Source organism: Micromonospora sp. NPDC049089 (genome assembly GCF_040648775.1).
In the GTDB taxonomy this organism is placed as follows: domain Bacteria; phylum Actinomycetota; class Actinomycetes; order Mycobacteriales; family Micromonosporaceae; genus Micromonospora.
In genome coordinates this window covers 1-19481 of the sequence record NZ_JBEZEH010000136.1, presented here as the reverse complement: position 1 = coordinate 19481, position 19481 = coordinate 1, and the positions used below count along the sequence as shown (strand labels likewise).

The following is a 19481-nucleotide window of genomic DNA, read 5'->3' as shown; positions in this document are numbered from 1 at the left end:
GGCAGGGCAGGGCAGGGCAGGGCAGGGCAGGGCAGGGCAGGGCAGGGCAGGGCAGGGCAGGGCAGGGCAGGGCAGGGCGAGGTTAGGGGAGTTGTTCCTTGCGGGTCTGGTCGGCCAGGTGGGCGGGCATGGGGTCGTGGCGGACGAAGTGGCGGCGGAAGGTGCCGGTGCCGGCCGTCATGGAGCGCAGCTCGACGGCGTACCGAAGCAGCTCGGTGGCTGGCACTTCGGCGCGGACGAGGGTGCGGCCCTCGGTGTCCGGGTCCGGCTCGGTGCCGAGCACCCGGCCGCGTCGGCCGGACAGGTCGCCCATCACCGTGCCCACCGAGCCGTCCGGAACCCGGATGGTCACCTCGTCGATCGGCTCCAGCAGGGCCGGCTGGCCACGCTCGGCGGCGTCGCGTAGTGCCAGCGCGCCTGCGGTCTGGAAGGCCGCGTCGGAGGAGTCGACGCTGTGCGACTTGCCGTCGACCAGTGTCACCCGCAGGTCCACCACGGGGTGCCCGGCGACCAGCCCCCGCTCCAGTTGGGCGCGGACGCCCTTCTCCACCGATGGGATGTAGTTGTGCGGCACCGCCCCGCCTACCACCCGGTCGACGAACTCGAAGCCACTGCCGCGGGGCAGCGGCTCGACTTCGATGTCGCAGACCGCGTACTGGCCGTGGCCGCCGGACTGCTTGACGTGGCGACCGTGCCCCGTCGTGGGCACTGTCAGCGTCTCGCGCAGCGACACCTTGACCGGTTCGGTGTCCAGCTCGACGCCGCCGGCGCGCAGCCGGTCGAGCACCACGTCCGCGTGTGCCTCGCCCATGCACCAGAGCACCAGTTGGTGGGTCTCCGGGTTGCGCTCCAGCCGCAGCGTGGGGTCGCCGGCGACCAGGCGGGCGAGGTTGCGGGCCAGGGCGTCCTCGTCGGCGCGGCTGCGAGCGGCGATCGCCACCGGCAGCAGCGGCTCCGGCATCTCCCAGGGGGCGATCAGCAGCGGGTTGTCCCTGGTCGAGATGGTGTCGCCGGTCTCGGCGCTGCCGGACTTGGTGATCGCGCAGATGTCACCGGCCACGCAGAGCGACACTTCCCGCAGGGTGGCGCCCAGCGGGGTGTAGATGTGCCCGACCCGCTCGTCGGCGTCGTGGTCGGGGTGCCCGCGTTCGGCCATGCCGTGCCCGGAGACGTGCACGGTCTGGTCGGGGCGCAGGGTGCCGGAGAAGACCCGGACCAGCGAGACCCGCCCGACGTGACGGTCGATGGTGGTCTTGACGACCTCGGCGACCAGCGGCCCGGCCGGGTCGCAGCTCAGCGGCGGACGCGGCGAGCCGTCCACGCCGGTCACCGCTGGCAGTTCGTGCTCCAGCGGCGACGGGAACGCGGCGGTCAGCACCTCCAGCAGCACGTCGAGCCCGACGCCGGTGTGGGCGCAGACCGGCACCACCGGGTAGAAGTGGCCCCGGGCGACGGCCTTCTCCAGGTCGTCGATGAGCACCTCGTCGCCGATCTCCTCGCCGTCGAGGTAGCGGTCCATCAGGGTCTCGTCCTCGCTCTCGGCGATGATCCCCTCGATCAGCTCGTCGCGGGACTCGTCGATGGCCCGCTGGTGCTCCGGGTCCGGGTCGCGGACGTCGGCGGGCAGCCCGGCGCTGTAGTCGAAGACCCGACGGGTGATCAGGCCGAGCAGCCCCTCGGTGGAGACCCCGTCGTCGCCGAGCATCGGCAGGTAGAGCGGCATCACGTTGTCACCGAAGAGGCGCTGGCAGAGCGCCACCGTCTCGTCGACGTCGGCGCGGGGTTGGTCCAGTCGGGCCACCGCGACAGCGCGGGGCATGTCGACGGCGGCGCACTCCTCCCACAGCGCGACGGTGGCCGCGTCCATGCCGCCGGCGGCGGAGACCACGAAGAGCGCGGCGTCGGCGGCCCGCAGCCCGGCGCGCAGCTCACCGACGAAGTCGGCGTACCCGGGGGTGTCCAGCAGGTTGACCTTGATGCCGTTGTGCAGCAGCGGCGCGCAGGACAGGCTGACGGAGCGCTGCTGGCGTACGGCGGCGGGGTCGTGGTCGCCGACGGTGGTGCCGTCGACCACGGTGCCGGCGCGGCCGATCGTGCCGGTCGCCGCGAGCAGGGCCTCGACCAGTGTGGTCTTGCCCGCCCCGGAGTGCCCGACGAGCACCACGTTGCGAACCCGCTCGGGCTCGGTCACCACCGGCGTGCCGCCGGTGGAACCCTTCTCGTGACTCTTCTGCGCCATGGGGCGCACCTCCCTCAGCCGGTGGTGGTGGCGACCGCCGCGCGACGGGAAGCGGCCCGGGGCGAGTGCGCGGCGATATCCTCCGGTGGTCTGCTGCACAGCGGGAACGGGACGGGCGGACGGGTGAGCTGGCTCACCTCCCGGCTCGATCTCACACCCGTTGCCGGGTAGGCACAAGCCTCCCCCGGGCGGGTCGGCGGTACCGTCCGTATCGCCGGAGCTGGGCGGACCGTTATCGTGGGGACCGCCATGGCGAAGATCTTCCAAGTGTCGGCCCGCGCGGGGATGACCCGCGTCGTCGAGCCGATTGCCCGCGCCCTGCTGCGCGCGGGCGTCACCCCCAATGCCGTCACCGTCGCGGGCACCGTTGGTGTGCTCGTCGGCGCGCTCGGCTTCGGTGCTCGCGGCCATCTGGTCGCGGGTGCGTTGATCGTCACCCTGTTCGCGCTCACCGACCTTCTCGACGGGACGATGGCCCGGATGAGCGGTGGCTCCACCAGGTTCGGCGCGTTCCTCGACTCAAGCATGGACCGGGTCGCCGACAGCGCCGTCTTCGGCGCGGTCGCGTACTGGCTGGCCACCGAGGGCGACCACTCCGGTGTCGCCGCCGCGTTGGTCTGCCTGGCCGCCGGCAGCCTCGTCTCCTACGTCAAGGCCCGCGCCGAAGGGCTCGGCATGACCTGCAACGTGGGCATCGCCGAACGCACCGAGCGACTGCTCATCGTCGGGGTCGGCGGGATCCTCACCGGTGTCGGTGTCGATCCGGCCCTGGAGATCGCGCTGTGGCTGCTCGCCGCCGTGTCGATCTTCACGGTGGGGCAGCGGATGACGCACGTCTACCGCCAGGCCCAGCAGCTCCAGCCGGACGGCCAGGCATGAGTGGCGTGCCGGCGACCCGGCGTCGGAAGAACTGCGGCCGAGTCGCGTGAACCTCACCGAGCTGGGCTACATCGCCGGGTGGCGGGTGGTCCGCGCGCTACCCCGGCCGTTGGTGGCGGCGGCGTTCCGGGCGGGCGCGGACCGCGCCCACCGCGCCGGCGGCGGGGGTACGGCCCGACTGCGCGCGAACCTGCGCCGGGTGGTCGGCCCGGAGGTGCCCGACGCCGAGTTGGACGATCTCGTCAAGCGTGGGTTGCGTTCGTATGCCCGGTACTGGATGGAGGCGTTCCGGCTGCCCGGCCTGAGCCGGTCGCAGATCCTGTCCGGCTTCCGGCTCGACGGCGCCGAGATGCTCGCCGCCGACGTGGCCGCCGGTCGGGGCGCGGTGGTGGCCCTGCCGCACGCCGGCAACTGGGATGCCGCGGGAGCCTGGGTGGCGGCCACCGGTTGGCCGATCACCACTGTCATGGAGCGGCTCAAGCCGGAGGGCGTGTACAAGCGTTTCCTGGCCTTCCGAGAGGTCCTCGGGATGGAGATCCTGCCGACCCACGGGGGGCCGCGTCCGGCGTTCGACGTGTTGCTGGACCGGCTGCGGGCCGGTGCGGTGGTGCCGTTGCTGGCCGACCGGGACCTCTCCGCCCGGGGGGTGGAGGTGGACTTCTTCGGTGGGAAGACCCGGATGCCCGCGGGGCCGGCGTTGCTCGCGCTGCACACCGGCGCGCCGCTCTACGTGGCCTCGTTGTGGTACGAACCTGATGCCGCCTGCGCGTCGCTGGTTGGTCCGTTGCCGGTGCCGGGCCCCGAGGTGGGGCCGCTGGACGAGCGGGTCCGGTCGCTGACCCAGCTGATCGCCGACGGTCTGGCGGCGGGTATCGCCCGTCATCCGGAAGACTGGCACATGTTGCAGCGGATGTGGCTGGACCAGGCGAGGTCGGGGGAGGGCGCGGCGCTGCCCTCGTCGGCCTCCGGCCCGGCCTGAGGAGGTGGGCTGACGGATGCGGATCGGCATCGTGTGCCCGTACTCCTTCGATGTGCCCGGTGGGGTGCAGAACCACGTCATGGACCTGGCCGAGGCGCTGATCGCGCTGGGTCACGAGGTCAGCGTGCTCGCACCGGCCGACGAGGATTCGCCGCTGCCGGAGTACGTGGTGTCGGCCGGTCGGGCCGTTCCGCTGCCGTACAACGGTTCGGTGGCGCGGATCGCGTTCGGCCCGGTGTCGACCGCCCGGGTTCGGCGGTGGATCACCAACGGTGATTTCGACGTGCTGCACGTGCACGAGCCGCTCACGTTGAGTTTGTCGCTGCTGGCCGTGCTCAGTGCCCGTGGCCCGGTGGTGGCCACGTTCCACACCGCGATGACCCGTTCGCGGGTCCTCGCCGCCGCGCAGGGTGTGCTCCAGATCGTGTTGGAGCGGATCACGGCCCGCATCGCGGTGAGCGCGCTGGCCCGCAAGGTGCAGGTCGAGCACATGGACGGCGGGGCGGTGGAGATCCCCAACGGGGTGGCGGTGGCCAAGTTCGCCGACGCCGAGCCGTTGCCGGGTTGGCCGGGGGAGTGCGCGGCCGGCACCGGCGGCACGCTCGGCTTCCTGGGCCGGTTCACCGAGGCGCGCAAGGGCTTCCCGGTGCTGCGCGACGCGTTCGTCGCGCTGGCCGCCACCCGGCCCGGTCTGCGGTTGCTGGTCGCCGGCCCGGGTGACCCCGACGACCTGTACGACCAGTTCCCGGCCGAACTGCACGAGCAGATCACGTTCCTCGGCCTGGTCAGCGAAGCGGACAAGGCGCGCATGTTGCGCAGTGTGCACCTCTACGTCGCACCGAACACCGGCGGTGAGTCGTTCGGCATGATCCTCACCGAGGCGCTGGCGGCGGGCACGACGGTCATCGCCAGCGATCTGGACGCGTTCCGGCGGGTGCTCGACGGTGGGCGGGCCGGTCGGCTCTTCCCCACCGGAGACTCGGTGGGGCTGCGTGACGTGCTGACCGAGCTGCTGGACGACCCGGCCGCGCGGGCCACGCTGACTGCCTGTGGCGATCAGGTGGTCGCGAATTTCGACTGGCCGGTGGTTGCTCGCCGCGTTCTGGAGGTATACGCAGCGGCGATCGAGGCAACCGATGGGCGGGTCATCGACCAGGAGTGGGTGGGGCTGAGCTGAGCCGGTGTGACGGATGGTGCGGTGGTGACCGGCGGGACCGGTCCGGCCGCGCCCAATCGGACGAAACGGAGCAGCACTACGATGCCGCACATGTGGTGGGTGGTGGCCGCGAGCGTGGTCGTGGGGCTGGTCGCGGCGTACCTCATCTGGACCGCCGGCCGGGTGGAGCGGCTACAGGGCCGCGCGGAGCTGGCGGCCCGGGCCCTCGACGCCCACCTGCTGCGCCGCGCGGCGGCAGCCGCGGTCCTGGCTGAGCGGCGTTTCGGCGTCGAGCTGTACGCGGCGGCCCGGATCGCCCTGGACGCCGGTCCGGACGAGCGGGAGGCGGCGGAGAACGACCTCACCCGGCAGTTGCGCGGCGTCCAGTTGGACCCGGGCGACCCGGACTGCGTGGCGGTCATCGCCGCGAGCCGTCGGCTCGCGTTGTCCCGGCAGGTGCACACCGATCTGGTCCGGGACGCCCGTTCGGCGCGCAGCCGGCCGCTGGTGCGCTTGTTGCGGATGGGGCGGGGCCGGGAGTGGCCGCGTTACTTCGACATCGACGACCCGACCCTCGTCGTGCCGGCGGACGTCCCCGCCGCCTGACCTTCGACGGTTGCCGCCCGCTTCCGGACGGGTACGGCGGCCCGGTGACCAGTGCCACAGCGCAGGCCACCGGGGGTCTGATTGGCTGTCGGTGCGGCGTTGCACCGCGCGTAGCATTTCCGCCGCCAGCCCCAGAGCATGTCCAAGGAGCGATGACCCGTGCCCGAAAACACCGCCTCGAACACCGGTAACGCCCCCGTCGTCGGCACCGCCCGCGTGAAGCGTGGCATGGCCGAGATGCTCAAGGGCGGCGTGATCATGGATGTCGTCAACGCCGAACAGGCCAAGATCGCCGAGGACGCCGGCGCCGTCGCGGTGATGGCCCTGGAGCGGGTGCCCGCCGACATCCGCGCGCAGGGTGGGGTGTCCCGGATGAGCGACCCCGACATGATCGACGGGATCATCGAGGCGGTCTCCATCCCGGTGATGGCCAAGGCCCGCATCGGCCACTTCGTGGAGGCGCAGATCCTCCAGTCGCTCGGCGTGGACTACGTCGACGAGTCCGAGGTGCTGACCCCGGCCGACTACGCCAACCACATCGACAAGTGGGCGTTCACGGTGCCCTTCGTCTGTGGAGCGACGAACCTGGGCGAGGCGTTGCGCCGGATCACCGAGGGCGCGGCGATGATCCGCTCCAAGGGCGAGGCCGGCACCGGTGACGTTTCCAACGCCACCACCCACATGCGGAAGATCCGCCAGGAGATCGCCCGGCTGGCCTCGCTGCCGACCGACGAGCTGTACGTCGCGGCCAAGGAGTTGCAGGCCCCGTACGAGCTGGTCAAGGAGGTCGCCGAGAGCGGCAAGCTGCCGGTGGTGCTGTTCACCGCCGGCGGGATCGCCACCCCGGCCGACGCGGCGATGATGATGCAGCTCGGCGCGGAGGGCGTCTTCGTCGGTTCCGGCATCTTCAAGGCGGGCAACCCGGCTCAGCGGGCCGCCGCGATCGTCAAGGCGACCACCTTCCACGACGACCCGGACGTGCTGGCCAAGGTCTCCCGGGGCCTGGGCGAGGCCATGGTCGGCATCAACGTCGACGAGATCCCGCAGCCGCACCGTCTGGCCGAGCGGGGTTGGTAGGCATGGGCGCGCCCACCATCGGTGTGCTCGCGCTCCAGGGTGATGTCCGCGAGCACGTGGCGGCGCTGGCCGCGGCGGGCGCGGACGCCCGCCCGGTCCGCCGTCCGGCGGAGCTGGACGCGGTCGACGGCCTGGTCATCCCGGGCGGCGAGTCCACCACAATGAGCAAGCTCGCCGACATCTTCGAGATGCGCGAGCCGATCGACAAGCGGATCGCCGACGGCATGCCGGTCTACGGCTCCTGCGCCGGAATGATCATGTTGGCGACCGAGGTGCTCGACGGTCGACCCGATCAGCGGGGCTTCGCCGGCATCGACATGACCGTCCGGCGCAACGCGTTCGGCCGGCAGGTCGACTCGTTCGAGGCGCCGGTGACCGTCGCCGGGGTGCCGGGCGAGCCGTTCCACGCGGTGTTCATCCGCGCGCCGTGGGTCGAGCGGGTCGGTGCCGGCGTCGAGGTCATCGGGGTGGTGTCCGACGGGCCGGCCGCCGACCGGATCGTCGCGGTGCGACAGGGCAACCTGCTGGCCACCTCGTTCCACCCGGAGCTCACCGGTGACCTGCGCGTGCACGCGTACTTCGTGGACCTGGTCCGCGCTGCCGGATGACGGGGTGCCCGTCGCTCAGCCGGCGACCGCACGCAAGCGCCCCGGGCGGCGGCCCGCCAACTCGTCGAGCGCGGTCGCTGTGGCGGCGTCGGCGGGCAACTGCACCACCAGCCGCTGCGGGTCTGCCCCGGGCAGCTCCAGCGTCTCGCTGTTGAGGCGGAGCAGCCCCGCCTCGGGGTGGCGCACCGTGAGCAGGCCGGCCCGTGCGGCGGTCACCGGTCGCCGCCGCCAACGGTCGGTGAACGGCGCTCCCACCGTCCGGGCCAGCCGCTCGGCGAAGGCGTCGCTGGCCGGGTCGCCTCGCCGCAGCAGGTGCAGCTTCGCAACCTGCTGATCGGCCACCGCCGACCACTGCGGGTAGTGCCCGCGGGCCCGCTCGTCGGTCAGCACGAACCAGACCAGGTTCGGTCGCGATCCGTCCAGCAGGCCGAGCGGGCGGGCCAGCCGCTCGAACGGGTCGTTCCAGGCCAGCACGTCACCGAGCCGGTTGAGCACGTACGCCGGGGTGTCGCGCAGCGCGTCGAGCATGGCGCGGACCGTTGGCCGGACGGTACGGGAAACCGTAGGCCGGTCGCCCGAACAGAGCTGTCGGGCGTGCTGGGCCGAGGCGAGCTGCCGCAGGTGTTCCCGGTCGGCGCTGTCCAGGCGCAGCGCGTCGGCGAGCGCGGCGAGGATCTCCGGCGACGGCCGGGTGTCGCGGCCCTGCTCCAGCCGGGTCAGGTATTCGACGCTGACCTGCGCCAATGTCGCCAGTTCGGCTCGGCGCAGCCCGGGGGTGCGGCGGCGCGGCCCCTCGGCGAGGCCGACCTCGGCCGGTTGCCGCGCCTCGCGACGACTGCGGAGGAATGCGCCCAGCTCTCCGTCCATCACCGACCAGTCTGGCAGCCGGCATCGGCTGGTGGGTGGCCCTGACAGGGCCATCCTCGCTGCGGTCTCCCCGGCCCGTGCCGTCGCGCACAGGATCGTGGTCATGACAAACGCACAGAGCACGGGTCCGCTGCGGATCGGCCTGATCGTGGGCAGCACCCGTCCCGGCCGACGTGGCACGGCGATCGCCCGTTGGGCCATGGAGGTGGCGGAGCGGCACGAGGTGGTACGTGTCGGGGACGCCGTCTGCACCCTCGTCGACCTGGCGGAGCAGGAATTGCCACTGCTCGACGAGCCGGTGCCGGCACTGTTCGGCGATTACCGGCGCCCGCACACCCTGCGGTGGGCGGCCGTGGTGGACGCCTGCGACGCCTTCGTGTTCGTCACCCCGGACTACAACCGCTCGATCCCGGCCGCTCTCAAGAACGGCATCGACTACCTGTACGCGGAGTGGACCGACAAGGTGGCCGGGGTGCTGAGCTACGGCGTGCGGGGTGGCACTCGGGCAGCCGACCACCTGCGGGCGATCCTGACCGAGGTGCGGACCGTGGTGGTGCCGACGGAGGTGGCACTGTCGATCTTCACCGACTTCGACTTCACCGGGGCCGACCCTGGTGACCCGACCGCCGGCCGCTTCGCGCCGGCCGACGGCCGGGAGGCGGAGTTGTCGGCGATGCTCACCGAGATTGTGACCCTGTCGCGAGCAGGGCGTCCGGTCGACCCGGCGCGGGTGGCGGCCGACCAGGCGGAGCTGGTGAGCTGAAATGGAGACCATCCTGATGAGGTGAATCCGCTTTCCCGGCGTCTGCCCGATTTGGGCAGGCGCGGGGAGGCCGCCACGCGCGGTGCGTGACAGCGACCCGAGGGACGTCGGTAGGATTGCGGAGATTCGGCAGGGCCATCTGCCCGCCACGGCTTCCACCAGAGCTGACCGGCACCTCCGCGTGCGCCGGTGGGAGCGGGGCGTGAGCGGTGCGGTCGATGCAGACGGCGGGTAGCAACGGAGGTAGAAGATGTCCGGCCACTCAAAGTGGGCGACGACCAAGCACAAGAAGGCCGTCATCGACGCCAAGCGCGGCAAGATGTTCGCCAAGCTGATCAAGAACGTCGAGGTGGCCGCGCGGATCGGGGGCGGCGACCCCACCGGCAACCCGACGCTCTTCGACGCCATCCAGAAGGCGAAGAAGAGCTCGGTGCCGAACGACAACATCGACCGCGCCGTCAAGCGCGGCTCCGGCCTGGAAGCGGGCGGCGCCGACTGGCAGACGATCATGTATGAGGGGTACGGCCCGAGCGGCGTCGCCATGCTCATCGAGTGCCTCACCGACAACCGCAACCGCGCGGCGACCGAGGTACGGACCGCGCTGACCCGCAACGGCGGCTCGCTCGCCGACGCCGGCTCGGTGTCGTACATGTTCTCCCGCAAGGGCGTGGTGATCGTCCCCAAGGAGGGCACCAGCGAGGACGACGTGATGCTCGCCGTCCTGGACGCCGGCGCCGAAGAAGTCAACGACATCGGTGAGGCGTACGAGGTGGTCTCCGAGCCGACCGACCTGATCCCGGTGCGCACGGCGTTGCAGGACGCCGGCATCGAGTACGAGTCGGCCGAGTCCTCCCTGATCCCCAGCGTCAACGTGCCACTGGACGAAGAGGGCGCGCGCAAGATCTTCAAGCTGATCGACGTCCTGGAGGACTGCGACGACGTCCAGAACGTCTACGCCAACTTCGACGTCAGCGACGACGTGATGGCAGCGGTCGACGCCTGACCTGACCTCGCCGCGCTTCACCCCGCCGCGATCTTGCACTTTCTGACCCGACACACCGGGCAACACCTGGCATATCGCCAACAGAAAGTGCAAGATCGCGGCGGGATGTGGGTTGAGGGGGATCCCGTGGTGGTGGCGCGGTTTGCGGCTGGTGACACCGTGGTACGGCGTGAGGTGCTGCGGGGTGAGGTCTGGTTCGGCTGCCCGACGATCTGCGTCGAGGATTCGCCTGACCTGCTCGCCCTCTACCTCCCACCAGGGGCCGAGTTCGGCTACCCGGACACCGGCGCCTTCCCCTGCGGGCGGCACCCGTGGGAGGCCGGCGGGCACCGCTCCTGGTCCGGGCACGGCAAGCTGATGCTGCAACGCCCCGGTGAGGCGCACTCGATCGACGTGTTCTGGGTCGGGCCGGCGCGCGACTTCGCCGGCTGGTACTTCAACCTCCAGGACCCGGTGCGGCGTACCCCGATCGGGGTGGACACCCTGGACCACGAGCTGGACCTGTGGTGGGCCGCGGACGCCGACCGGTACGTCTGGAAGGACGTGGAACTGTTCGCCCAGCGCCTCGTCGAGGGGCGCTACCCGGGCATGGCGGACGCCATCCAGGCCGAGGGTGACCGGATCGCTGCCCTGCTCGACGCCGGTGAGCGCTGGTGGGACCGGTCGTGGGCCACCTGGCAACCGGACCCGGCCTGGACGGCGCCCCCGCTGCCCGCCGGCTGGGATCAGGTGCCACCCGCGCGGTGAGCGGCGGCGACGTCAGTTCCCGGGCAGCGCTTTGACCAGGAACACCTGATCCAGGCCTCCGGTGCACGGCTCGACCAGTGCCGCGTCCGCCACCTCGTTGTCGTCGGCGCGCAGGCCGACGCACAACTCGCTCCGGTCGGGCCGGATCCGGTACGCGTCGGGGCTCGCTCCGGTCGGTTCGAAGTGGAACACCTGCGTCGGCCTGTTCGCGTCGCAATCCTTCGCGTTCCAGGGTTCGAGGAGGTTCCGGCCGGGATCTTCCTCCCGGATGGTGAGGCAGCCCTTCCCGAGCACCGGGTGGATCCAGTGGATGAAGAACATTCCGTCGGCCACCGGTTCCAGCGAGGTGTCCGGTGGGGTTGCCTCCGTGCAGGGCCGCTGGACCGCTATCTCCTTCGTGTACTGGCCGTTGCGATCGCGGCCCTCAGTGAGGCAGAGATGCGGGCTGCGGATGGGGCTGATCTGACTGGGCCCGGCGTTCGGCGAACGGGCACCGTCAGCCGCCGACGCGGTCGGATCGGTCGTTCGGGCGGACTTCCCCCGTTCGTCGTCGCGTCGCTCGATCCAGAAGCCCACGCCGAGCGTGGCCAGCAGGGCGACGACGAGCAGCGCCACCGGCGCGGGCCGCGCGAACCAGCGTGGGCGGGCCGGGCCAGAGTGCTCCGGGGCCACCGTCGTGACCGGGTCGACCGATGGCGGGTCCGCCGCCGGGGACGGCGGGGCCAACTGACCTGCCGCGATGCGGTGTCGGGCCCGTAGCCACGTCTCGACCTGTTCTCCCGCGCCGCACGCCCGCACGAACGCGGCCACCACCTCGGGACGTGGCAGTGTGGACCGCCGCAGGATGTCCGCCGCGGTGCTGCGCGCCAGGACGTCGCCTGTCGACGCGGCGCGCTGTTCCAGTTGTCGGTAGGTGAGGCCAGACCGGTCCTTGAGCTGGCGCAGCATCTCGACGAATTCGGCCGGGTCGGACGCGTCGTCCGGGCGTAGCTCCCCCGTGGTCATCGCCCGATTCTCCAGACACCGCGGACGCGAGGGCAAATCAGGTCCCGGTGACTGTCCGACATGGTCGGACAGGATCCGGACAAGCTGCTCTGAGCTGCCCGGACAGCCCAGCGCGGTGACCAGGGCATTGTCCTGGCCGGCCGGGTTACCTAGCGTCGTTGTCGATGGCCGCGCCGCTGACCGGCGTACGGCCGACCGGCTCGGGCCGGCACGGGTTCGGCTGGACCACACCAACCACACGGGGAGATTCGATGGATGACGCTGTCCGGGATCCGGTGCCGCAGGCGGCCACGGCGGGGGAGTACGTGGCGTTGCTCAGGGAGGTACGGCGGCGTTCCGGTCTGACCTACCGGGAACTGGCCCGGCAAGCCTCGGCGGCCGGGCACTGGCTGCCGCCGAGCACCCTCGCGACGATGCTGGGGCGGACGACGCTGCCCCGGGAACGTACCGTCGTCGCGTTGCTGGCCGCCTGCGGCACCCCTGCGGTCGAGGTCGACAGGTGGCTGGAGGCACGGCGGGACCTCGAAGCTCGCCTCGGCGAGCACTCTCGAGGGGAGGGCGACGCGCAACGGACCCCTGCCGGCCCGTCCACCGCCGTCGCGGCGGACATCCGCCCGAGCGTCGGCTCGGTTCCGCCGCGGCCCGAAGCGCCCTGGCCGGCCCGTCGCTGGCTTCGGCTGGCGCTGCTGGCGGTGCTCGGCGTCCTGACAGTCGGGGCGACCGGGGCGCTGCGACCTCTCAGCCCTTCCACAGTCGACAGTTCGTCGACCGTCGGCTGCCCGGAGGTGCTGCGCCAGGGCATGTACGGCCCCTGCGTGCTGAGCCTCCAGGAACATCTGGTGGCCGACGGACTCACTGTCCCGGTCGACGGCTGGTTCGGCCCGGACACCACCAGCCGGGTGATCGTGTTCCAGGCGTTTGGCGGCCTGCCGGTCAGTGGCACGGCGGACGAGCGGTTGCTGGACGAGTTGGCGGGCGATCGCACGGTGCCCGCCACCTGGTCGGAGGACCGGATCGGCAAACACCTGCGGCGGACGTTCCCGGAGGACCCGGCCGGGGCGGTGCAGGTGGCGCGCTGCCTGTCCGGCCTGGACCCGTACCGGGTGGAGGTCATCGAGGACGGGTCACGCCGCTGGGGGTTGTTCCAGTTCAGCGACATGGAGGTGTCCCGGTTCGGCGTCGACCGCCAGACGGCGCTGGACGCGGCGTGGAACATCAGGGCGGCACGGGAGGTCTGGTCCCGTACCGGCGACTTCGGCCACTGGAACTGCGCGGCGTAGCTGTCACGCGTGCCGCTCCCCGTCCGGTCCACGAACCGGACGGGGAGCGTCGGTCAACCCGACCGACGGTTCACTGTCGCAGGCGGTTCGCGAAGACGTACGCGCCCACCGAGCGGCCGGTGGCGAGGCCGGCGTCCGCGTCGAAGCGATAGTGCACGCCGAGGTAGATCCGGCTCAGCGCGTTCTCCTCGGCGGCGTGGTCGAAGCCGGTCATGTGCCGCACCACTCCCACGGCGTGCGGGTCGTCCGTCGTGGCGTCGAAGGCGATCGCATCGGTGCCGAAGAACCTCTTCATCACCGCCGACCAGGCCCCCGCGAAGGTGGCGTGCCCGGAAATGTAGGCCGGGAACGCCGGGGTGTACGGCACCCCCTCGCGGGTCTTCGACAGCGGCTGCCAACCGGGGCCCTCCATCGCCTCGATCGCCGTCACCGGCCGCCACAGGTCGATGGGCGTCTGGTACTTGGCGTCCCAGGCGGCGATGGCGGCGTCGGCGAGGGCGAGGGCCACCAGCCCGAAGAGCCGGGCGTTGGCGAGGATGCCGAGCTGACGCTGCTCCGACACGATCCGGGTGTGCGAGAAGAGTTGACCCGGCGGCTTGTAGGTGCCTCCCAGGTCGTTGGCCCAGAAGAACGCGATCTGCGTCTGCTCGGGTGTCCGCAGCGGCGACGTCCGACCGCCGTAGTCGCGGATCTCCTGCACCTGGGTGCGGTACTCCTGCTTGCCGAGCAGGTCGGCGTACCCGGTGGCACCGGCCGGAAGGCCTGGCCGGAACTGCCGGCCCGAGGTGAGCGCGAACGGGGTCACCAGTCCCCAGTTCGGGCTGACCGCCGCCTTGCCGTTTGTCGGCCGCCACGCGCCGGGCACGTTCTCCTGCACCGGGTAGGCGGTGGGGTTGTCGAAGCCGTCGTTGGCGCGGGCCTGGAGGTTGGCGGCGGCCGCCGCCGCACCGACGGTGTCACCACGGGCTACCTCGGCGGCGTTCACCCCGGACGGTCGGAGCGCGACAGCGGCGGCGAGGGCCGCGGAGTAGGACTGGCCCTGACCGCCGTACAGGGCGGTCAGCACGTCGTACGCGGCCCGGTCGATGGCGGCGTGCACTGACGGCGCGACGACGTTGTCCATGGTGCCGGGGTAGCTGACCGGCACTCGTACCCGGTAGGGGTTGCCGACCCCGGTGACCGAGACGGCGGCGTCGTGCATCGCCGCGTGCAGGATGGCGGCCTCGCGCGACGAGGAGGTGGGCGGCAGGTCCAGTGCTTTGTAGGTGGCCAGCAGGACACCGTTCCAGTACAGGATCGGGTCGGTGGCCGAGTTCACGGCCAGCGGGGTGAGCGAGATGTTGTCCAACCGGACCGTCGAGGCGGTCTGGCCGCCGAAGTGGAACAGCAGCACCGCCTTCGGGTCGCCGAACGGGGACACGAAGTCGAAGGTGAAGCGGCTCATGGAGGACGTCAGCGTGACGTTCCGGTCGACGGCGGAGGTGAAGGGCGTGTCCGCCCGGGAGACCGAGACGCGCAGGGAGCGGCTGACCTCGGCCGAGGCGTCGAACTGCAACCGGTACGCCTGCGCGGCCGTCACCCCGAACTCGAAGTGACCGACCAGGTCCTCCCAGACGGGCTTGCCCACTGTGGCGCTGGTGCGGACGCGCAGTTGCCCGGCGTTGACAGTGGTGCTGGTCGAGGCGAGCCGGGTCCACCAGGGCTGAGTGCTGCCGGTGTCGAACGTGCCGTTGAGGATGAGGTCGCCCGGAGCGGCGGCGGCCGGCGCGGGGCGGACGAGGGCGGTGAGGGTGCTGGCGAGCGCGACAGCGAGCACGACGCTGAGCAGACGACGGAGGTGCCGTGCGGTGATCGGTGGGGACATCGGGAGCCTTTCCGGTCCGGAAACCGGCGACGACCAGGTCGTTGCCGTGAGGATCGGCTCAACGTAGGAGTGTTCGCGCTGTTCACGGCCCCCGAACAGCGCTCGGCACGGTGCCGTACGGCAGCGGGCGCCGGCATCCGATGAGGACACCGACGCCCGGGCGGGGCGGACCGCTGGCTCAGCCGATCGTCTCCCGCTCCCGCCAGGCGGTGCGCAGCGAGGTCCGGCCGTTGGTGCGCAGGAGTGACCCCTCGTACACGCGGGCCCCGGCGAGAAGGAACGCGCCGGCGGCGAGCACCAGGAGGAGCAGTGAGACGATCGGCTCCCAGCCGGCCGCGTCGCCGGTGAAGAGCCGCAGCGGCATGGCCGTGGGCGACGAGAACGGCAGGTAGGACAGCACGCGCATCGCTGTGGCGTTGTCGTTCAGGAAGATCACCGCGAAGAACGGCAGCATGACGGCGAGCTGCACCGGCGTCGAGACGGCGGCGATGTCCTCCTGCCGGTTGGCCAGTGCGCCGGCCGCTGCCCACATGGCGGCGAGCAGCACGAAACCGATCAGGAAGAACGGTACGAACCAGCCGATCGCCGGGGCGAGCAGGCTGAGCAGACCTCCGCTGTCGCCGATCTGCAGCCCGAGCACCGCCACCAGCGCGATCAGGGCGATCTGCGCGAACGCCAGGATCGCCCCGGCGACCACCTTTCCGGCCAGCAGGGCCCGGACCGGCACGGCGGCGACCAGGATCTCCACGATCCGGGTCTGCTTTTCCTCGATGACGCTCTGCGCGATCTGCACACCGAACGTCTGCGAGGTGATGAAGAAGACGAACGCGAAGACGAACGGCACCAGGAACGCCACCACCGGATCGACAGCGTCCGGGTCGAGCAGCTGCACCGGCGGCGAGCTGCTCAGCGCCTGGACCACGTCGGTGGGGGATTCGTCCATCGCGAGAACCTTCGGACCGGAGACCACCGCCGCGTCCACGTCACCGTCGCGGACGGCCTGCTCGGCGGCCCGGTCGTCGGCAACCACGCGGACGTCGAGTCCGGCGTCCCGCAGCGGCCCGGCAGCCTCCTGGGTGACGGCCACAGTGTCCGGGCCGCCGGATAGCAGCGGCGGCAGGATGGTGCCGGCCGCGGCGATCAACAGGAAGAACAACGTGCCGAACAGGAAGGTGCGGTCGCGCAGCTTGACCCGGATCTCGCGTTCGGCGACCAACCGGGTGGCCTGGGTGACGTTCACTGGGTGACCTCTCGGAAGATCTCGGTGAGCGAGGGGCTGACCGGGCGGAAGGCGCGGACCGGGCCGCGCGCGAGGGCGGCCCGCAGCACGGGCTGTTCGTCGGTGCCGGCCGGCAGGTCGAAGACCACCCGCGCGCCGTCCAACTCGACCACTGTCACACCGGGGTGGTCGCGTACCCAGCCGGCGTCGTGTTCCACGACCAGCTCGAAGCGGGGCACCGTGTACGAGTCGCGCAGCTGCTGCCGGCTGCCGGCGGCTCGGATCACCCCGTCCCCGATGATCACCAGGTCGTCGCAGAGGCGCTCCACCACGTCGAGCTGGTGACTGGAGAAGAGCACCGGCGCGCCGGCCGAAGCCCGTTCCCGCAGCACGGCCACGACGGTCTCCACGGCCAGCGGGTCGAGGCCGGAGAACGGCTCGTCGAGCACCAGCACCTCGGGGTCGTGGACCAGCGCGGCGGCGATCTGGGCCCGCTGCTGGTTGCCCAGCGACAGCGTCTCCAGCAGGTCGTCGCCGCGCTCGCCGAGCCCGACCCGGTCCAGCAGCGCGTCGGTGGACCGTCGTGCCGCGGCGGCGTCCAGCCCGTGCAGCCGGCCCAGGTAGGTCACCTGCTCGCGGGTGGTCATCTTGGGGTAGAGGCCCCGCTCCTCCGGCATGTAGCCGAAGCGCCGGCGGTCCTGCGGGGTCAGCGTGGTGCCGCCCCAGCTCACCTCGCCCGCGTCGGGGGCGAGCACACCCAGGATGATCCGCATGGTGGTGGTCTTGCCGGCGCCGTTGGCGCCCACGAAACCGGTCATCCGGCCGGCGGACACCTCGAAGGACACGTTCCTGAGCACCTGACGGTCGCCGAAGCTGCGGTCGACGCCGTCGAGGCGAAGCGTTCTGGTCACGTACACACGCTAGATCGATCACGCCGCCGTGCCGTCCGCCCGCCGGGTGAGCGGGCGGGTCCACCTCGCGGCGGACGCCGTCACCCGCCCGGCCGGACCACCCCGTTCTCGTACGCGAACACCACTGCCTGCACCCGGTCGCGCAGGCCGAGCTTGGCCAGTACCCGACTCACGTGCGTCTTCACCGTCGCCTCGCCCAGGTGGATGGCCGCGGCGATCTCCGCGTTGCTCGACCCGGCGGCGAGCAGCATCAGCACCTCCCGCTCGCGCGGGGTCAGCCCGGCCAGCGCGGCATCGGCCTCGGGGCCCCGGTGGGCGGTGCCCGCCGGGTCGCCGGGTCGGGCGAAGGTGGAGATCACCCGGCGGGTGATCTCGGGTGCGAGCAGACCGTCGCCCCTGGCCAGCACCCGGATGGCCTCGATCAGCTCCTCCGGCGTGCCGTTCTTGAGCAGGAAGCCGCTGGCCCCGGCCCGCAGCGCCGCGAACAGGTAGTCGTCGCGGTCGAAGGTGGTGAGGATCAGCACCGCTGGCGCCCCGGGGCCGTCGGCGACGATCTGCCGGGTGGCCTCCAGGCCGTCCATCCCGGGCATCTCCACATCCATGAGTACGACATCGGGGCGGGTGGCTCGGGTCATGGTGACGGCCCGTTCGCCGTCGGCGGCCTCACCGACGACCTCGATGTCGTCCTCCACCTCCAGGATGACCCGGAAGCCGGTACGCACAAGGTGCTGGTCGTCGGCGAGCAGCACCCGCACCGTCGGCCCGGCGTCACGCGCCTGCTGGCCTGCCGCGCTCATGCCGACGGCTCCGCGCCGGCTGCCGCCTGCTGCCTGTCGCTCGGCTCCCGCTGTGGGCCCACCGGTCGGTCCGGCGACGCCGCCAGGGGGAAGCGGGCGCGTACCCGCCAGCCGCCGCCGGCCCGTGGCCCGGCCTCCAGGTCGCCGTCGTGGGCGGTGACCCGTTCGCGCATGCCGATCAGGCCCAATCCGTCGGTGTCGGCCCGCCCGCCGCCCCGCCCGTCGTCGGTCACGTCGACCTCCACCTCCCGGGCCAGGTACCGGACCCGCACGTCGAGCAGGGCCGCCTCGGCGTGCTTCAACGTGTTGGTCACCGCCTCCTGCGTCACCCGGTAAGCCGTCTGGGAGACCGATTCGGGCAACGCGACCGGGTCGCCGTACACCCCGAGGGTGGCCGTCAGCCCGGCGGCCCGAGCCCGCTCGACCAGCTCGTCGATCCGTTCGACGCCGCCGGCCGGCGGCGTCGCGGCGTCCGTGCCGGCGGAGGTCCGCAGCACGCCGAGCATCCGACGCAGCTCGTCGACGGCGGTGCGGGCGCTCTGCTCGATGGCGGTCAGCGCGGTGCGGGCCTTACCCGGGTCGCGGTCGAACACCCGGCGGCAGGCGGATGCCTGCACGCCCATCACCGACACGTGGTGGGCGACCACGTCGTGCAGCTCGCGGGCGATCCGGACCCGTTCCCCGAGGACCGCCCGCTCCCGGGCCTCGGCCTGCGACCGGCGCAGGTCCTCGGCCTGGGCGCGCAGCTCGTGCTCGCGGCGCGCGGCCACCCACGCGGTCTCGCCGAAGAAGTACCCGAAACCGAAGACCAGTACGTTGAGCAGCACGCCGGTGACCATCGCGGCGAGCACCGGTGGCACCGGTCCGACCGCGTCGGCGAAGGCATCCGCCGGGATGTGGTCGATCATCACCGCGTAGTAGACACCGAGCCAGGCGAACATCGTGGCGATCACGCCGATCCGCAGCCGGCGGGACAGGTGGCGGTCCTGCCCCCACGCGCCGACGGTGTAGAGGGCGCAGAACAGGGCCCACGAGGAGAACTGGGTCTCCGGGGCCGAGCGGGCCTGGGCGGCGATGAACGCCACCGCGACGACCAGCAGGGTCGCGGTCGGCCAGCGTCGTCGCCAGATCAGCGGGAGGGTCACCGCGACGGTCCAGAACAGCTGCTCCGGCCCGGACGGCGGGGGGCCCAGGAGGAACGCGCCGGTGCTGCGGGCCAGGGTCAGACTGACCAACGCCAGCCCGGTCATCCCCAGGCCGATCCAGAGGTCGTTTCGGCGCTGCTCCGCCGTCGGACCCGGACGACGCCATTCCTCTCTCGGTGCCACGCTCATCCAGGAACGATGCCACGCCGTCCACCAGGCCCGTCGACCGGGCGGGCTCGTGCCGGTCCGGTCGCGTCGACGGGCGACGGCGCCGCGCGGGGGACGCGCCCGGCCGCCGGGTCAGGTGTGAAAGACGGGGTGGTGTGTGCGCGGGTG

Annotated in this window: 18 protein-coding genes; 10 read left to right on the top strand and 8 right to left on the bottom strand. The window is 72.0% G+C overall.

Features of this window, described 5'->3' with window-relative positions:
- Nucleotides 1–82 precede the first annotated feature (82 nt).
- Entirely contained in the window at nt 83–2239 is a 2157-nt protein-coding gene (locus AB0B48_RS22095) for an elongation factor G-like protein EF-G2 (protein ID WP_357204365.1), read from the bottom strand.
- A 249-nt stretch (nt 2240–2488) separates the two neighbouring features.
- On the opposite strand from AB0B48_RS22095, the gene pgsA reads away from it, so the two are divergent.
- The 6 genes from pgsA (at nt 2489) to pdxT (ending at nt 7544) form a co-directional block, all read left to right on the top strand.
- Complete coding sequence (gene pgsA, locus AB0B48_RS22090; RefSeq protein WP_357204363.1) at nt 2489–3118, top strand: phosphatidylinositol phosphate synthase; 630 nt, start codon at nt 2489–2491, stop codon at nt 3116–3118.
- A gap of 46 nt (nt 3119–3164) precedes the next feature.
- The gene (locus AB0B48_RS22085; protein WP_357204361.1) at nt 3165–4097 is read left to right on the top strand and encodes a phosphatidylinositol mannoside acyltransferase; all 933 of its coding nucleotides are present in this window, start codon (nt 3165–3167) and stop codon (nt 4095–4097) included.
- Between the two features lie 16 nt (nt 4098–4113).
- Nucleotides 4114–5274: a glycosyltransferase family 4 protein gene (locus tag AB0B48_RS22080; RefSeq protein ID WP_357204359.1), complete on the top strand. Its 1161-nt coding sequence runs from the start codon at nt 4114–4116 to the stop codon at nt 5272–5274.
- A gap of 81 nt (nt 5275–5355) precedes the next feature.
- Nucleotides 5356–5859 carry a hypothetical protein gene (locus AB0B48_RS22075; RefSeq protein WP_357204357.1) on the top strand — a complete coding sequence of 168 codons (504 nt, stop codon included), beginning with the start codon at nt 5356–5358 and terminating at the stop codon, nt 5857–5859.
- Between the two features lie 159 nt (nt 5860–6018).
- Nucleotides 6019–6936, top strand: coding sequence for a pyridoxal 5'-phosphate synthase lyase subunit PdxS (pdxS, locus tag AB0B48_RS22070; RefSeq protein ID WP_355007264.1), 918 nt, complete (start codon nt 6019–6021; stop codon nt 6934–6936).
- A 2-nt stretch (nt 6937–6938) separates the two neighbouring features.
- Nucleotides 6939–7544, top strand: coding sequence for a pyridoxal 5'-phosphate synthase glutaminase subunit PdxT (gene pdxT, locus AB0B48_RS22065; RefSeq protein WP_357204354.1), 606 nt, complete (start codon nt 6939–6941; stop codon nt 7542–7544).
- A 15-nt stretch (nt 7545–7559) separates the two neighbouring features.
- On the opposite strand, the gene AB0B48_RS22060 is transcribed toward pdxT, so the two are convergent.
- Entirely contained in the window at nt 7560–8411 is an 852-nt protein-coding gene (locus AB0B48_RS22060) for a helix-turn-helix transcriptional regulator (protein ID WP_357204352.1), read from the bottom strand.
- Nucleotides 8412–8514: 103 nt separating this feature from the next.
- Here AB0B48_RS22060 and AB0B48_RS22055 point away from each other — a divergent pair, with 103 nt between their 5' ends.
- From AB0B48_RS22055 to AB0B48_RS22045, 3 genes are all read left to right on the top strand, one after another.
- Nucleotides 8515–9174 (top strand): NAD(P)H-dependent oxidoreductase, encoded by a 660-nt coding sequence (locus tag AB0B48_RS22055; RefSeq protein ID WP_357204350.1) that lies wholly within the window; start codon nt 8515–8517, stop codon nt 9172–9174.
- A 250-nt stretch (nt 9175–9424) separates the two neighbouring features.
- Nucleotides 9425–10177, top strand: a complete 753-nt coding sequence (locus tag AB0B48_RS22050) for a YebC/PmpR family DNA-binding transcriptional regulator (protein WP_091401738.1) — start codon at nt 9425–9427, stop codon at nt 10175–10177.
- A 129-nt stretch (nt 10178–10306) separates the two neighbouring features.
- Nucleotides 10307–10924 carry a DUF402 domain-containing protein gene (locus AB0B48_RS22045; RefSeq protein ID WP_357204348.1) on the top strand — a complete coding sequence of 206 codons (618 nt, stop codon included), beginning with the start codon at nt 10307–10309 and terminating at the stop codon, nt 10922–10924.
- Nucleotides 10925–10936: 12 nt separating this feature from the next.
- On the opposite strand, the gene AB0B48_RS22040 is transcribed toward AB0B48_RS22045, so the two are convergent.
- Nucleotides 10937–11929, bottom strand: coding sequence for a helix-turn-helix transcriptional regulator (locus tag AB0B48_RS22040; protein WP_357204346.1), 993 nt, complete (start codon nt 11927–11929; stop codon nt 10937–10939).
- A 251-nt stretch (nt 11930–12180) separates the two neighbouring features.
- Here AB0B48_RS22040 and AB0B48_RS22035 point away from each other — a divergent pair, with 251 nt between their 5' ends.
- Nucleotides 12181–13209 (top strand): helix-turn-helix domain-containing protein, encoded by a 1029-nt coding sequence (locus tag AB0B48_RS22035; protein WP_357204344.1) that lies wholly within the window; start codon nt 12181–12183, stop codon nt 13207–13209.
- Nucleotides 13210–13279: 70 nt separating this feature from the next.
- On the opposite strand, the gene AB0B48_RS22030 is transcribed toward AB0B48_RS22035, so the two are convergent.
- From AB0B48_RS22030 to AB0B48_RS22010, 5 genes are all read right to left on the bottom strand, one after another.
- Nucleotides 13280–15073, bottom strand: coding sequence for a carbohydrate binding domain-containing protein (locus AB0B48_RS22030; RefSeq protein WP_357204342.1), 1794 nt, complete (start codon nt 15071–15073; stop codon nt 13280–13282).
- Between the two features lie 178 nt (nt 15074–15251).
- On the bottom strand, nt 15252–16313 hold the full coding sequence (locus AB0B48_RS22025; RefSeq protein ID WP_357204340.1) for an ABC transporter permease: 1062 nt from the start codon (nt 16311–16313) through the stop codon (nt 15252–15254).
- A complete protein-coding gene (locus AB0B48_RS22020; RefSeq protein WP_355007277.1) occupies nt 16310–17203 on the bottom strand; it encodes an ATP-binding cassette domain-containing protein in 894 nt (297 codons plus the stop codon). Before AB0B48_RS22020 ends, AB0B48_RS22025 begins: the two co-directional genes overlap by 4 nt.
- An 80-nt stretch (nt 17204–17283) precedes the next feature.
- A complete protein-coding gene (locus tag AB0B48_RS22015) occupies nt 17284–18000 on the bottom strand; it encodes a response regulator transcription factor (RefSeq protein ID WP_357204338.1) in 717 nt (238 codons plus the stop codon).
- Complete coding sequence (locus AB0B48_RS22010; protein ID WP_357204336.1) at nt 17997–19334, bottom strand: sensor histidine kinase; 1338 nt, start codon at nt 19332–19334, stop codon at nt 17997–17999. Before AB0B48_RS22010 ends, AB0B48_RS22015 begins: the two co-directional genes overlap by 4 nt.
- Between the last annotated feature and the right edge of the window lie 147 nt (nt 19335–19481).

Coding starts and splice junctions, on each gene's coding strand:
- AB0B48_RS22015 (WP_357204338.1), bottom strand. CDS start 18,000: ATGAGCGCGGCAGGCCAGCAGGCGCGTGACGCCGGGCCGACGGTGCGG.
- AB0B48_RS22035 (WP_357204344.1), top strand. CDS start 12,181: ATGGATGACGCTGTCCGGGATCCGGTGCCGCAGGCGGCCACGGCGGGG.
- AB0B48_RS22095 (WP_357204365.1), bottom strand. CDS start 2,239: ATGGCGCAGAAGAGTCACGAGAAGGGTTCCACCGGCGGCACGCCGGTG.
- AB0B48_RS22055 (WP_357204350.1), top strand. CDS start 8,515: ATGACAAACGCACAGAGCACGGGTCCGCTGCGGATCGGCCTGATCGTG.
- AB0B48_RS22080 (WP_357204359.1), top strand. CDS start 4,114: ATGCGGATCGGCATCGTGTGCCCGTACTCCTTCGATGTGCCCGGTGGG.
- AB0B48_RS22040 (WP_357204346.1), bottom strand. CDS start 11,929: ATGACCACGGGGGAGCTACGCCCGGACGACGCGTCCGACCCGGCCGAA.
- pgsA (WP_357204363.1), top strand. CDS start 2,489: ATGGCGAAGATCTTCCAAGTGTCGGCCCGCGCGGGGATGACCCGCGTC.
- AB0B48_RS22060 (WP_357204352.1), bottom strand. CDS start 8,411: ATGGACGGAGAGCTGGGCGCATTCCTCCGCAGTCGTCGCGAGGCGCGG.
- pdxT (WP_357204354.1), top strand. CDS start 6,939: ATGGGCGCGCCCACCATCGGTGTGCTCGCGCTCCAGGGTGATGTCCGC.
- AB0B48_RS22030 (WP_357204342.1), bottom strand. CDS start 15,073: ATGTCCCCACCGATCACCGCACGGCACCTCCGTCGTCTGCTCAGCGTC.
- AB0B48_RS22050 (WP_091401738.1), top strand. CDS start 9,425: ATGTCCGGCCACTCAAAGTGGGCGACGACCAAGCACAAGAAGGCCGTC.
- AB0B48_RS22010 (WP_357204336.1), bottom strand. CDS start 19,334: ATGAGCGTGGCACCGAGAGAGGAATGGCGTCGTCCGGGTCCGACGGCG.
- AB0B48_RS22075 (WP_357204357.1), top strand. CDS start 5,356: ATGCCGCACATGTGGTGGGTGGTGGCCGCGAGCGTGGTCGTGGGGCTG.